12 protein-coding genes are annotated in these 14,053 nt (G+C 61.7%); 7 read left to right on the forward strand and 5 right to left on the reverse strand.

Features of this window, described 5'->3' with window-relative positions:
• Positions 1–1,332: a DUF58 domain-containing protein gene (locus BLW22_RS23495; RefSeq protein ID WP_074847549.1), complete on the forward strand. Its 1,332-nt coding sequence runs from the start codon at positions 1–3 to the stop codon at positions 1,330–1,332.
• Positions 1,333–1,392: 60 nt separating this feature from the next.
• Here the strand turns inward: BLW22_RS23495 and BLW22_RS23500 are convergent, their stop codons facing one another.
• Both BLW22_RS23500 and BLW22_RS23505 read right to left on the reverse strand, forming a co-directional pair.
• Positions 1,393–1,752, reverse strand: a complete 360-nt coding sequence (locus tag BLW22_RS23500; protein WP_065925875.1) for a PilZ domain-containing protein — start codon at positions 1,750–1,752, stop codon at positions 1,393–1,395.
• 225 nt (positions 1,753–1,977) lie between these two features.
• Positions 1,978–2,352 (reverse strand): tol-pal system YbgF family protein, encoded by a 375-nt coding sequence (locus BLW22_RS23505; RefSeq protein WP_025854787.1) that lies wholly within the window; start codon positions 2,350–2,352, stop codon positions 1,978–1,980.
• A gap of 175 nt (positions 2,353–2,527) precedes the next feature.
• Between BLW22_RS23505 and pyk the strand changes: the two genes are divergently transcribed.
• Complete coding sequence (pyk, locus tag BLW22_RS23510; protein ID WP_065939184.1) at positions 2,528–3,979, forward strand: pyruvate kinase; 1,452 nt, start codon at positions 2,528–2,530, stop codon at positions 3,977–3,979.
• Positions 3,980–4,077: 98 nt separating this feature from the next.
• Here pyk and BLW22_RS23515 read toward each other — a convergent pair whose 3' ends face one another.
• Both BLW22_RS23515 and BLW22_RS23520 read right to left on the reverse strand, forming a co-directional pair.
• On the reverse strand, positions 4,078–4,827 hold the full coding sequence (locus tag BLW22_RS23515) for an enoyl-CoA hydratase-related protein (protein WP_065925874.1): 750 nt from the start codon (positions 4,825–4,827) through the stop codon (positions 4,078–4,080).
• Between the two features lie 30 nt (positions 4,828–4,857).
• Positions 4,858–5,790 (reverse strand): iron-sulfur-binding ferredoxin reductase, encoded by a 933-nt coding sequence (locus BLW22_RS23520; protein WP_074847550.1) that lies wholly within the window; start codon positions 5,788–5,790, stop codon positions 4,858–4,860.
• A 217-nt stretch (positions 5,791–6,007) separates the two neighbouring features.
• Between BLW22_RS23520 and BLW22_RS23525 the strand changes: the two genes are divergently transcribed.
• The 4 genes from BLW22_RS23525 to BLW22_RS23540 all read left to right on the forward strand — a co-directional run bounded on the left by BLW22_RS23525 (position 6,008) and on the right by BLW22_RS23540 (position 12,334).
• A complete protein-coding gene (locus BLW22_RS23525; protein WP_065925872.1) occupies positions 6,008–7,531 on the forward strand; it encodes a fumarate hydratase in 1,524 nt (507 codons plus the stop codon).
• A gap of 221 nt (positions 7,532–7,752) precedes the next feature.
• The gene (locus BLW22_RS23530; RefSeq protein WP_074847551.1) at positions 7,753–9,519 is read left to right on the forward strand and encodes an ATP-binding protein; all 1,767 of its coding nucleotides are present in this window, start codon (positions 7,753–7,755) and stop codon (positions 9,517–9,519) included.
• On the forward strand, positions 9,513–10,847 hold the full coding sequence (locus BLW22_RS23535) for a sigma-54-dependent transcriptional regulator (RefSeq protein ID WP_065925870.1): 1,335 nt from the start codon (positions 9,513–9,515) through the stop codon (positions 10,845–10,847). Before BLW22_RS23530 ends, BLW22_RS23535 begins: the two co-directional genes overlap by 7 nt.
• 167 nt (positions 10,848–11,014) lie before the next feature.
• Positions 11,015–12,334: an MFS transporter gene (locus tag BLW22_RS23540; protein WP_074847552.1), complete on the forward strand. Its 1,320-nt coding sequence runs from the start codon at positions 11,015–11,017 to the stop codon at positions 12,332–12,334.
• Positions 12,335–12,389: 55 nt separating this feature from the next.
• Here the strand turns inward: BLW22_RS23540 and BLW22_RS23545 are convergent, their stop codons facing one another.
• Positions 12,390–13,145 carry a COG4705 family protein gene (locus tag BLW22_RS23545; protein WP_065925868.1) on the reverse strand — a complete coding sequence of 252 codons (756 nt, stop codon included), beginning with the start codon at positions 13,143–13,145 and terminating at the stop codon, positions 12,390–12,392.
• A gap of 177 nt (positions 13,146–13,322) precedes the next feature.
• Between BLW22_RS23545 and BLW22_RS23550 the strand changes: the two genes are divergently transcribed.
• Positions 13,323–13,955, forward strand: a complete 633-nt coding sequence (locus BLW22_RS23550) for a flavin reductase family protein (RefSeq protein WP_065925867.1) — start codon at positions 13,323–13,325, stop codon at positions 13,953–13,955.
• Positions 13,956–14,053: the final 98 nt, after the last annotated feature.

The following is a 14,053-nucleotide window of genomic DNA, read 5'->3' on the forward strand; positions in this document are numbered from 1 at the left end:
ATGAAACCGACCCGTCTGTTATTAGCCTGGCTCAGCGTACTGCTGGGCTTGAGTATCCTGCTGGGCGCTGCGGCCGCCTTGCAGTTCAAGGTACCCGAGACCTTGCACTCAATAACATGGGGCTTGCTCCTGGCGCTGTTGCTGCTGGCCATGCTCGACGCACTGCGACTGCGCCGCCGACCCTCACCACGCGTGCACCGGCAGATGCCCGGCAGCCTGGCGCTGGGGCGCTGGGGCGAAGTCCGCCTGTCCCTGGAACATGACTACCCACAGGCGCTGACAGTGCAGGTGTTCGATCACGTCCCCGACGGGCTGGGCGTGGAAAACCTGCCCCAGTCCATCGAACTGCACCCTGGTGAACGCAGTGAGCTGGGTTATCGTCTGCGCCCCTTGCGGCGTGGGCATTTCGCGTTCAGTCGCTGCGAAATCCACCTGCCCAGTCCCTTGGGGCTCTGGTCTGCACGGCGCTTTATCGAAACCGAGGATGCCACCCGCGTCTATCCGGACTTCGCCCGCCTGTACGGGGCACAACTGCTGGGTGTGGATAACTGGCTGAGCCAACTGGGGGTACGTCAACGGCAACGACGAGGATTGGGACTGGAGTTTCATCAGCTGCGCGAGTTTCGTGAGGGCGACAGCCTGCGACAAATCGATTGGAAAGCGACCGCTCGGCAACGTACCCCCATCGCCCGGGAGTATCAGGACGAGCGCGACCAGCAGATCGTGTTCATGCTCGATTGCGGCCGACGCATGCGCAGCCAGGATGACGAGCTGTCCCATTTCGACCACGCCCTCAATGCCTGCCTGCTGCTCAGTTATGTGGCCCTGCGCCAGGGCGATGCGGTGGGGTTGTGCACCTTTGCCACTGACCAGCCACGCTACCTGGCACCGGTCAAGGGCAGCAGCCAATTGAATCTGTTGCTCAATACGGTCTATGACCTGGACACCAGCCGCCGAACCGCCGACTACCAGGCAGCGGCCAGCCAACTGCTGGCCCGGCAGAAACGTCGGGCATTGGTCATTATTGTCAGCAACCTGCGGGATGAGGACGACGAAGCCCTGCTCTCCGCCGTCAAGCGCATCAGTCGTCAACATCGGGTGCTGGTGGCGAGTATGCGTGAGGAAGTACTCGATCGACTGCGCCAATCCCCCGTACAAACCTTGCCCGAAGCCCTGGCCTACAGCGGCACTGTCGACTACCTCAATACTCGGGATGAATTGCATGACCGCATGAACGCCCACGGCCTGTCGGCGTTGGATACGTTGCCATCAGAAATGGGCGCGGCCCTGGTGACACGCTACCTGGGTTGGAAGAAAGCCGGAGTATTCTAAAAAAGCGCACGACTGCGGCAGGGACAGCAGCACCCCGGCCGCGTCGACAGCGCGCCGCTTCTAGGCCGAAGCCTCCAAGGAATCAAAACTGAAGTACTGCAACAGCACGTTGATCAGTTGCCCATATTCCTCGGGGGCTTCAAGCACGCTGAACCCGGAATCATAGTGCTGCGGGTTGATATCTTCATGGCTCCACAGGCAGGTCGCGGTGATGTCAATGACATGGAACGTGTCGTCAGCCCCGGGTATCTTCAAGCGCAACTCGAAGTCCACATCGACCATCATGGGTAACTGGCTGACCAACATCAGCCCGTCGTCAGAGACGTTACCCAAAAAACCTATGGGTTTGTCGGTGACACGGTTAAACACTTGCAGGAAATACGGTAGTTGATGCCGCTCGATCCGTCGGTCGGTAAACATGGTGAGATCGCCATCCAGTGGCCATGACTCTGGCCGTGCCAGTGATTCGGAACGAGCGCAATTGCTCGCTCTCCCTGGATCTCGGTGTGACAACGGACAACATTTTGTCACTCGACAGCTGCCGAATCCGGGCCCTGCATCCGTTCGAATAGAAACTTGTACAAACGAACGTTGAAAGAATAGCCCAAGACTGGCAACGGGCCAGTTATTAAATGACGAATGCCATTACAAAGAGGCGGGGCGCGGCTGTGCCACGCTCGCACCGGGGTAATGGCCCAGTTGCTGCAAGGTATCCAGCCTCGCGCGGGCACGGTAGGCGTACTCGCTCGACGGGTACTGGTTAATGATGAATTGATAGGTTTGCACGGCGTCGACGAACAGTTTCTGGCGTTCCAGGCATTGCCCGCGCAACATCGAAACTTCCGGTTGTACATAACGCCGTGTACGGCTCTCGCGGTCGACCTGGGATAGCTCCAAGGTGACGCGCTCGCAATCCCCGACCTTGTATGCACGGTAGGCATTGTTCAAATGGTGGTCCATCGACCAACGGGTGCAGCCGACAACACTGACGGCAAGGGCAGCAATGAGCAAAATTCGCATGAAGGTTCTCCTGTCTTGTGCAGTGTATCGACCCCTCGTCAAAAATCTTCAAGGATGTTCATCTATTCAACCGGCGCGAAAACAAGCGAATCGTCGATAAGTAGTGCAAACGAACAATGACTACAACCAAAGAGCATAGTAGCCTTCCTCAGCGCTTGAACTCAGGAGTCTGTGCATGTCCGTCCGTCGTACCAAAATCGTCGCCACCCTTGGCCCGGCAAGCAACTCGCCGGAAGTCCTCGAACAGCTGATTCTGGCTGGTTTGGACGTTGCCCGTCTGAACTTCTCCCACGGCACCCCGGACGAGCACAAGGCTCGCGCCAAGCTGGTGCGTGACCTGGCCGCCAAACATGGCCGCTTCGTCGCACTGCTGGGTGACCTGCAAGGCCCGAAAATCCGTATCGCCAAATTCGCCAACAAGCGTATCGAGCTGAAGATCGGTGACAAATTCACCTTCTCCACCAGCCACCCGCTGACCGAAGGCACCCAGGACGTCGTGGGTATCGACTACCCGGACCTGGTCAAGGATTGCGGCGTCGGTGACGAGCTGCTGCTGGACGACGGTCGCGTGGTGATGCGCGTTGACACCGCGACCCCGACCGAACTGAATTGCACCGTGATCATCGGCGGTCCGCTGTCCGATCACAAAGGCATCAACCGTCGCGGCGGTGGCTTGACCGCCCCAGCCCTGACTGAAAAAGACAAGGCCGACATCAAGCTCGCCGCTGAAATGGAAGTGGACTACCTCGCCGTATCCTTCCCGCGCGACGCTGCCGACATGGAATACGCCCGTAAACTGCGCGACGAAGCCGGCGGTACCGCCTGGCTGGTGGCGAAGATCGAGCGCGCCGAAGCCGTAGCCGATGATGAAACCCTCGACGGCCTGATCAAGGCGTCCGACGCGGTGATGGTTGCCCGTGGCGACCTGGGTGTGGAAATCGGTGACGCCGAACTGATCGGTATCCAGAAGAAGATCATCCTGCACGCACGCCGCCACAACAAAGCGGTGATCGTCGCGACCCAGATGATGGAGTCGATGATCCAGAACCCGATGCCGACCCGCGCCGAAGTGTCCGACGTGGCCAACGCCGTGCTCGACTACACCGACGCCGTGATGCTCTCGGCCGAAAGTGCCGCCGGCCCGTACCCACTGGAAGCCGTGCAGGCCATGGCGCGTATCTGCGTCGGTGCCGAAAAGCACCCGACCAGCAAGACCTCCAGCCACCGCATCGGCAAAGTGTTCGAAAGCTGCGACCAGAGCATTGCCCTGGCCGCCATGTACACCGCCAACCACTTCCCGGGCGTGAAAGCGATCATTGCCTTGACCGAAAGTGGCTATACGCCATTGATCATGTCGCGTATCCGTTCTTCGGTGCCGATCTACGCGTTCTCCCCGCACCGCGAAACCCAGGCCCGTGCGGCCCTGTTCCGTGGCGTGTACACCGTACCGTTCGACCCGGCGTCGTTGCCGCCCCATGAAGTCAGCCAGGCGGCCATCGACGAGCTGATCAAGCGCGGCGTAGTGGAGAAAGGCGACTGGGTCATCCTGACCAAAGGCGACAGCTACCACACCATCGGCGGCACCAACGGCATGAAGATCCTGCACGTTGGCGACCCAATGGTCTGAGTGACAGGCTGAAAAACAAAAGCCCTGCCATGTGAATGGCGGGGCTTTTTGCTTTCCGTGTGGCAGGGAGCATGTCGAATCGTCGCACCCACATGGGGTTAGCGCCTGTCCATAAACCCCGACAACGCCGCAATCGCTTCCGGCGACTTCAAGCGCTGCACAAACAACGCCCCCTCTTCCTCGATCACTTGCCGCAACTGCTCACGGTCCACGCTCTTCATCAACTGCTTGCAGACCTGCACCGCTCCCGGCGCCAGGGTTTCAAAGCGCTCGGCCATTTCCCGCGCCTTGGCCAATGCCGCTTCGCCACTGCCCAACGCTTCGGTGGCAATCCCCCACGCGGCCGCTTGTTCGCCGCTGAAGCCCTCACCCAGCAACAGCAGTTCAGCCGCCTTCGCGTGCCCCAGTAAACGCGGGAGGATCAGGCTCGACCCAAACTCCGGACACAGCCCCAAATTGACGAACGGCATGCGCAACCGGGCATCGCGGCTGATGTACACCAGGTCGCAATGCAGCAGCAGGGTCGTGCCGATCCCCACCGCCGCACCCGCTACGGCTGCGATCACCGGCTTGCGGCAGTTGAGCAGGCTTTTCATAAAGTGAAATGGTGGGCTGTCGAGGTCACCGGGCGGTTGCTCGAGAAAATCGCCTATATCGTTGCCGGCAGTAAAACACTCGCTGCTGCCCTGGATCAGCACGGCATTGACCTGCGGGTCCGCATCGGCCTGCTCCAACGCCTCGGCCAATTGGCTGTACATGGCTCGGGTCAGGGCGTTTTTCTTGTCCGGGCGATTGAGCTGCAGAGTCAGCAGCCCGCGCTCGCGTTGCAGCAGGATGGCGTCGGTCATGGCGAGTCTCACGGCAGTGGAATTCAGCACTCAACCACGGGGCAGGAACACATCGGCCAGCAGTTGATTGCGCGGCAGTCCCGCCAGGAACAGGCGCTTGGAGAAGGCCTCGACGCTGACAGGATGCCCGCAGAGTAAGGCCAGGGTTTGCCGGGAAACAAGCCGCAGTTGCGCCAATGCCTGGGCCGACTCGGCCGCAGTCCACAGCTCCAACGTCAGGTTCGGATGATGCGCAGCCAGTTCGGCCAGGGGTCCGGCCAGGTAATGACCGTCGGCATCATGGGCCAGGTGAATCATACGGATGGCGCCCTGGTGATCCTGGCGCAACGCCTCGCGCAGCACACCCCACAGCGGCCCCAGGCCGGTACCGGAAGCCAGCAGCCACAGCGGCCGGGATTGCCAGTCGGGATCGTATTGCAGCGCGCCGCCACGCAATTCTCCCAGGCGCAGGCGATCACCCACCGACAAGGCTCGCGCGGCATCGCTGAATGCGCCGGGCTGGCGGCAATCGATATGAAACTCCAGGAATGCATCCTCCTGAGGCAGGCTGGCCAGGGAATAAGGCCGTGCCACCTGCCCGGCCCACAACACCAGGTGCTGCCCGGCGCGATACCGCAGTCCACGCTCCGGTTGCAGCCGCAGGCGCAGCACCGAGGCATTCAACCAATCGGCCCCCACCACCTGGGCCGGCAGGCCGTCCCGCAGCGGGTCGAACGCCTCGACCTGCAGATCGCCGATCACCTGGCACTGGCACGCCAGGCGCCAGCCCTCCTGGCGTTGTGCCGGGCTCAAGGCAGCGGGCTGACGGTCCTCGACCTCGCCCTGGCACCGCACCAGGCACGCATGGCAACTGCCGGCACGGCAACTGTAGGGCACGGCCACACCCGCCTGGCTCAAGGCATCCAGCAGGTTGCTGCCGGTGGCTACCGACCAATGGCGTTCGCCGACGTACAGTTCAGGCATGGAAGGACTCAATCACAAGGGGTGCGCACAGGGAATCATGCCTGCGACAGTTTGACCATAGTCGGGTGTATCGGCCACCGTGCCGGGTTATACTGCCGCGCCTTTTTAGCGTCGCGCCTGCACCACTTGGCGTGCCTTGGAAAGGTGGACTCAGCCGACCGATGCACCCCACTGAGCCCACCTTTATTGAATGTTCCCTTATAGAGGAGCGCGACTCATGACCGTGATCAAGCAAGACGACCTGATTCAGAGCGTTGCCGACGCCCTGCAATTCATTTCCTACTACCACCCCGTTGATTTCATCCAGGCGATGCACGAGGCCTACCTGCGCGAAGAATCGCCGGCAGCCCGTGACTCCATCGCGCAGATCCTGATCAACTCGCGCATGTGCGCCACCGGCCATCGCCCGATCTGCCAGGACACCGGTATCGTCACCGTGTTCGTGCGCGTGGGCATGGACGTACGTTGGGATGGCGCCACCATGGGCCTGGACGACATGATCAACGAAGGCGTGCGTCGCGCCTACAACCTGCCGGAAAACGTCCTGCGCGCATCGATCCTGGCCGACCCGGCCGGCGCACGCAAGAACACCAAGGACAACACCCCGGCCGTGATCCACTACTCCATCGTCCCGGGTAACACCGTGGAAGTGGATGTGGCGGCCAAGGGCGGCGGTTCCGAGAACAAGTCGAAAATGGCCATGCTCAACCCGTCCGACTCGATCGTCGACTGGGTGCTCAAGACCGTTCCGACCATGGGCGCCGGCTGGTGCCCACCGGGCATGCTCGGCATCGGCATCGGCGGCACCGCCGAAAAAGCCGCGGTGATGGCCAAGGAAGTGTTGATGGAATCCATCGACATCCACGAGCTGAAAAAGCGCGGCCCGCAAAACCGTATCGAAGAAATGCGCCTGGAGCTGTTCGAGAAGGTCAACCAACTGGGCATCGGCGCCCAGGGCCTGGGTGGCCTGACCACCGTGCTCGACGTGAAGATCATGGACTACCCGACCCACGCCGCTTCGCTGCCGGTGTGCATGATCCCCAACTGCGCCGCCACCCGTCACGCGCACTTCGTGCTCGACGGTTCGGGCCCGGCGTCGCTGGAAGCGCCACCGCTGGACGCCTACCCGGAAATCGTCTGGGAAGCCGGTCCATCGGCCCGTCGCGTCAACCTCGACACCCTGACCCCGGAAGAAGTGCAGAGCTGGAAGCCGGGCGAAACCGTGCTGCTCAACGGCAAGATGCTCACCGGTCGCGACGCCGCGCACAAGCGCATGGTCGAGATGCTGAACAAGGGCGAAAACCTGCCGGTGGACCTCAAGGGTCGCTTTATCTACTACGTCGGCCCGGTTGATCCGGTGCGCGAAGAAGTGGTTGGCCCGGCTGGCCCGACCACCGCGACGCGGATGGACAAGTTCACCCGTCAGATCCTCGAGCAAACCGGCCTGCTGGGCATGATCGGCAAATCCGAGCGTGGCCCTACCGCGATCGAAGCGATCAAGGACCACAAGGCCGTGTACCTGATGGCCGTGGGCGGCGCTGCTTACCTGGTGGCCCAAGCCATCAAGAAGTCGCGTGTGGTTGCCTTCGCCGAACTGGGTATGGAAGCGATCTACGAGTTCGACGTGAAAGACATGCCGGTCACCGTTGCGGTGGACAGCAAGGGCGAATCCGTCCACATCACCGGTCCGGCCATCTGGCAGAAAAAGATCAGTGAAAGCCTGGCGGTAGAAGTGCAGTAAGCACTTTCCCGCAAGGATAAAGGCGACTGCGGCCCATGGCCCGGTCGCTTTTTTATTGCCTGCTGATTCACCTATGGCAAGCGGGTTTATTGTGGTGAGCGGGCTTGCCCCGCTCACCACAATAAACCCACTCTCCCCTTCAGCCACGACAGCCCCTCACCACAAGACCCAAGCCGCTCATGCTATGGTGCACTCCCCTTACCGTGCCTGCCCATCACCGTATGATCGTGATCCCTCGTCCCCTGCGCCTGACCTGCTATTCCCTGCTGATCATCGCCGGTGCGTTGCTGGCCGCTGCCTTGGCCACACGCCATGCCGAACGCCAGGCGTTGGTGGACGATGCGGCACGCGCCAACCAGCAACTGGCGCTGTACGCCAATTCCCTGCACACCCTGATCGAACGCTACCGCGCCCTGCCCGCCGTGCTGGCGCTGGACTCGGAGATGATCAACGCGCTCAAAGGCCCGTTGGACGCCGGCACCCAGGACCTGCTCAACCGCAAGCTCGAACGCATCAACGGTGCGGCGCAGTCCTCCACCCTGGAACTGATGGACCGCACAGGCCTGGCCGTGGCCGCCAGCAACTGGAACTTGCCGAGCAGTTATGTCGGGCACAACTACGGGTTTCGGCCGTATTTCAGCCAGACCAAGAGCCAGGGCACCGGGCGCTTTTACGCAGTCGGCGTGACCACCGGGATCCCGGGGTATTTCCTCTCCAGCGCCGTGCTGGATGAACACGAGCAGTTCCTTGGCGCCATGGTGGTGAAACTGGAATTCCCTGAGCTGGAGCGCGAATGGGCCCAGGGTGATGACCTGTTGCTGGTCAGCGACGCGCGCGGCATCGTGTTTATCGCCAACCAACCGGGCTGGCGTTATCGCAACCTGCACCCGTTGTCGGCCAGCGACCTGGTCGAACTCAAGGCCACCCGCCAATACGACAAGAAACAACTGCAGCCGCTGGACACCCAGACGTTGCAACGCTTCGACGAAAACAGCCACCTGATGCGCGTCAACGGCCCCGAAGGCAACGCCAATTACATCTGGGAGTCCCTGCCGCTGAAAGCCGAGGGCTGGACCCTGCACCTGTTGCGCAAACCCCAGTTCGCCTTTGAGGACCAGCGCAACGCCGGCCTTGCCGCCGCCGGCTCCTGGCTGGCGCTGGTGTTCCTGGTGCTGTTCCTCAGCCAACGCTGGCGCCTGGCCCGTTTGCGCCAGCGCAGCCGCGAAGAACTCGAACAGCTTGTGGAAGAGCGCACCCAGGCCCTGCGCACTGCCCAGGATGGCCTGGTGCAATCGGCGAAGTTAGCGGCGCTGGGGCAGATGTCCGCCGCCCTCGCCCATGAGATCAATCAGCCGCTGACCGCCCAGCGCATGCAGTTGGCGACCCTGCGGTTGCTGCTGGACCACGGTCGGGTGGACGACGCCTACAAGGCCCTGACCCCGCTGGACGATATGCTCACACGCATGGCCGCCCTCACAGGCCATCTCAAGACCTTTGCGCGCAAAAGCCCCAGCGGCCTGCGCGAACGCCTCGACCTGGCCACCGTGGTCGACCAGTCCCTGCACCTGCTCGACGCGCGCCTGCGTGATGAAGCCATCGGCACCGTGCTCGACCTGACCCGCCCCGCCTGGGTACGCGGCGATGCGATCCGCCTCGAACAGGTGCTGATCAACCTGCTGCGCAACGCCCTCGACGCCATGGCCGACAAACCCCGCAAGCGCCTGGAAATCCGCCTGCACGCCGATCAGCAACTGTGGCAACTCACGGTCAGCGACAGCGGCGGCGGGATTGCCGAAGAGCACCTCAACAGCGTGTTCGACCCGTTCTTCACCACCAAGCCGGTGGGCGACGGGCTCGGCTTGGGCCTGGCGGTTTCCTACGCTATCGTGCACGAATTGGGCGGACGCCTGAGCGCCAGTAACCGTGGCGACGGCGCGGTATTTACCCTGACCTTGCCTATCGCGCTGGAGACACCCGACTTATGTTGAACGCGGTGATTGTGGTCGATGACGAAGCCAGCATTCGTACGGCCGTCGAGCAATGGCTGAGCTTGTCGGGGTTCGAGGTGCAGTTGTTCAGCCGCGCCGAAGCCTGCCTGGCGCAACTGCCCAAGGACTTTCCCGGGGTGATCCTGAGCGACGTGCGCATGCCCGGGCTCAGCGGCCTGGAGCTGCTGGCCGAAGTGCAACGCCGTGACGCCGACCTGCCCGTCATCCTGCTGACCGGGCATGGCGATGTACCGATGGCCGTCGAAGCCATGCGCGACGGCGCCTACGACTTTCTGGAAAAACCCTTCAGCCCCGATGCCTTGCTCAACAGCCTGCGCCGCGCGTTGGACAAGCGCGGGCTGATCCTGGAAAACCGCCGCCTGCACCAACAGGCCGATCATCGGGCACAGTTGGAGTCGAGCCTGCTCGGCGTGTCCCGGGGCTTGCAGAACCTGCGCCGGCAGGTACTCGACCTGGCGACCTTGCCGGTCAACGTGCTGATCCGTGGCGAGACCGGCAGCGGCAAGGAGCTGGTCGCCCGCTGCCTGCATGACTTCGGCCCACGCGCGAAAAAACCGTTTGTGGCGCTCAATTGCGCGGCGATTCCCGAGCAACTGTTCGAGGCCGAACTGTTCGGCCACGAAAGCGGCGCCTTCACCGGTGCCCAGGGCAAGCGCATCGGCAAACTGGAGTACGCCCATGGCGGTACGCTGTTCCTCGATGAAATCGAAAGCATGCCCCTGGCCCAGCAAGTGAAGCTGTTACGGGTATTGCAGGATCAGAAGCTGGAACGCCTGGGCTCCAATCAAAGCATTCATGTGGATTTACGCATCATTGCCGCCACCAAGCCGGACCTGCTGGAAGAAGCCCGCGCCGGGCGCTTTCGCGAAGACCTGGCCTATCGGCTGAACGTTGCACAACTGCGCCTGCCGCCTCTGCGCGAGCGCCGCGAAGACATCCCGCTGCTGTTCGATCACTTTGCCCAAAGCGCCGCCGAGCGCCTGGGTCGCAGCGTGGAACCGCTGAGCGGCGCGCAACTGGGGCGCCTGCTCAGCCATGACTGGCCGGGCAATGTGCGCGAACTGGCCAACGTCGCCGAACGCCAGGTGCTGGGCCTTGGCGAACCGGAACCGGAAGGCATCGAAGCCGGGCAATCGCTGGCCGCGCAGCAGGAGGCGTTCGAGGCCCATTGCCTGAAGGCCGCATTGACCCGGCATAAAGGTGATATCAAGGCGGTGCTGGCGGAGTTGCAGCTGCCACGGCGCACCTTCAACGAAAAGATGCAGCGCCATGGGTTGGCCAGGGACATGTTCCTGAAAGATGAATGAGCGAATTTCCGCTCATCCCCCTAAAAAGCATCAGCGACTTTCCGCTCAAAATAAACCCGAGCCCCTTCTAGACCGGGCCTTCATCTACCTGGCACAGCTCCTGCTATAGCCCCAGCCAGGCTGCGCTCGCGCCGCTCCATAAAAACAACTAGATGAAGGATCCTTCAATGGATAACTCCAACACCTTGCCCCAGGGGTCGGCGGCCGCGCCGGCCAAAGAACGCACCACCACCAGCCGCATCAAATCGATCTTCAGCGGATCGGTCGGCAACATGGTCGAGTGGTACGACTGGTACGTCTACGCCGCGTTCTCGCTGTACTTCGCCAAAGCCTTCTTCCCGAAAGGCGATACCACCGCCCAATTGCTCAACACCGCCGCGATCTTCGCCGTGGGCTTCCTGATGCGTCCGATCGGTGGCTGGCTGATGGGCCTGTACGCCGACCGTGCGGGTCGCAAAGCAGCACTGATGGCGTCGGTCCTGCTGATGTGCTTCGGCTCGTTGATCATCGCCCTGAGCCCCGGTTACGAAACCATCGGCGTCGGCGCACCGATCCTGCTGGTGTTCGCCCGCCTGCTGCAAGGCTTGTCGGTCGGTGGCGAATACGGCACCTCGGCCACCTACCTGAGTGAAATGGCCACCAAGGAACGTCGCGGTTTCTTCTCCAGCTTCCAGTACGTGACCCTGATCTCCGGCCAGCTTATCGCCCTGGCAGTACTGATCGTGTTGCAACAAGTGCTCACCACCGAGCAACTGTACGACTGGGGCTGGCGTATCCCATTCGCCATCGGCGCCCTGTGCGCAGTGGTCGCGCTGTACCTGCGTCGCGGCATGGAAGAAACCGAGTCGTTCACCAAGAAGGAAAAAGCCAAGGAAAGCGCCATGCGCACCTTGATGCGCCACCCCAAGGAACTGATGACCGTGGTCGGCCTGACCATGGGCGGCACCCTGGCCTTCTACACCTACACCACCTACATGCAGAAGTACCTGGTGAACACCGTCGGCATGAGCATTTCCGATTCCACCACGATTTCGGCGGCAACGCTGTTCCTGTTCATGTGCCTGCAACCGATCGTCGGTGGGCTGTCGGACAAAGTCGGGCGTCGGCCGATCCTGATCGCCTTCGGCATCCTCGGCACCCTGTTCACCGTACCGATCCTCACCACCCTGCATACTATCCAGACCTGGTGGGGCGCGTTCTTCCTGATCATGGCCGCGCTGATCATCGTCAGCGGCTACACCTCGATCAACGCCGTGGTCAAGGCTGAACTGTTCCCAACCGAAATCCGCGCCCTGGGCGTAGGCCTGCCCTATGCACTGACCGTGTCGATCTTCGGCGGTACCGCTGAATACATCGCGCTGTGGTTCAAGAGCATCGGGATGGAAACCGGTTACTACTGGTATGTGACTGCGTGTATTGCGGTGTCGCTGGTGGTCTATGTGACCATGAAGGACACACGCAAGCATTCGCGGATTACCACGGACTAACGGTTGGATGCAGTAACAAATGTGGGAGCGGGCTTGCCCGCTCCCACCTGTTGAATCAGGACACCTCTGCTACCGGGCTCCGGCCATGCCGCCGCTGTGCATACGACGCCCCGGCAATCATCACCACCAGCACCGCCGCCAATACCGCCGATGATCCAATGGTGCCGAAATCCAACCCGCCCTTTTCATGGGGCTTGGTCAGGAAGTCGCCCAGGGTTGCACCAAACGGCCGGGTCAGTACAAACGCCACCCAGAACAACAGCACCGACGAGATTTGGGTGAAGTACTTGAGCGCCAGCACCGCGGCGATGGTCGAACCAATCAACAAGGCGCCACCGGCAAAGCCGAGCCCCGAATCGTCCGCCAGGAAGTCGCCCAACGCAGTGCCCAGGGTGTTGGAGAACAGGATCGCCATCCAGTAGAACAGCTCGCCTCGGAAAGTCTGCACCTTGTTCACGTTCAGCGAGTCACCACTGAGATGCCACATCGCAAAGATGATCATCAGGATCACGATCAGGATCATCGACCCGGTGGCATAGCCCAGGCCCAGAGTGCGGTCCATGAAATCCGACATGGTGGTGCCGGCGGTGCTGGTGGACAGGATCACGATCCAGTACAGCACCGGGTTGTAGGTTTTCGACCAGAGTTGTGTCACCAGAGTGACCAGGAACACGCTGATGAGGATCATCGAGCTGATGGCGTAACCGACGTTCAGGGTCATCGACAACAAGTCCCCGGCGGTTTCGCCCAGGGTGGTTGCGCAGATTTTCATGACCCAGAACGCCAGGGTGATCTGAGGAAGTTTATTCATGCGGTAGAAGGCTCCGAGGCTCAGTCTTATAGGGGGTATCGACCTTGGGCGCAGACTGAACGGGCCGCTGTGAAAAATAGGTGGCCGCTGAATGAAAATTCCATAGGGCCGATGGAAATTCGTCGCCGTGGATTGCACTATGACGGCCTCCCAGAACCCCGCAGCAGGAACCCGGCCATGTCTGACGCTATCCACTTCTACGAACCGGCCAACGGCCATGGCCTGCCACATGACCCGTTCAATGCCATTGTCGGGCCACGGCCGATTGGCTGGATTTCATCTCACGACAGCAACGGCCGCCTGAACCTGGCGCCCTACAGTTTCTTCAATGCGTTCAACTACATTCCGCCGATCATTGGGTTTTCCAGCGTCGGGCGCAAAGACAGCCTGAACAACATCGAACAGACCGGCGAGTTTGTGTGGAACCTGGCCACCCGCCCGCTGGCCGAGCAGATGAACCAGAGCTGCGCGGCCGTCTCGCCGGAGGTGAATGAGTTCGAGTTGTCCGGCCTGACACCGGTGGCGTCGAAAATCGTCGGCGTGCCGCGAGTGGGCGAGAGCCCGGTGTCGTTCGAGTGCAAGGTGACGCAGATCATCCAGCTGCAACGCGCCGACCAGCAGTTGGTGCCAAGCTGGCTGGTGCTGGGCGAGGTGGTCGCGGTGCACATTGCCAAGTGGCTGCTCAAGGATGGGGTGTACGACACCGCAGCCGCGGAGCCGATCTTGCGTGGCGGTGGCCCGGCGGATTACTTCCAGTTGGGCCCGGAGGCGTTGTTCAAGATGTATCGCCCAGGCGCCAGCAAACCCTGACTGAAATACACCAAAAAAGTGGGAGGGGGCTTGCCCTAATGCCAGTCAGTTAAGGCTTTTTGTAGGAGCGAGCTTGCTCGCGAAAAACTCACAGGCGC

This window comes from Pseudomonas marginalis (genome assembly GCF_900105325.1).
Taxonomy (GTDB): domain Bacteria; phylum Pseudomonadota; class Gammaproteobacteria; order Pseudomonadales; family Pseudomonadaceae; genus Aquipseudomonas; species Aquipseudomonas marginalis.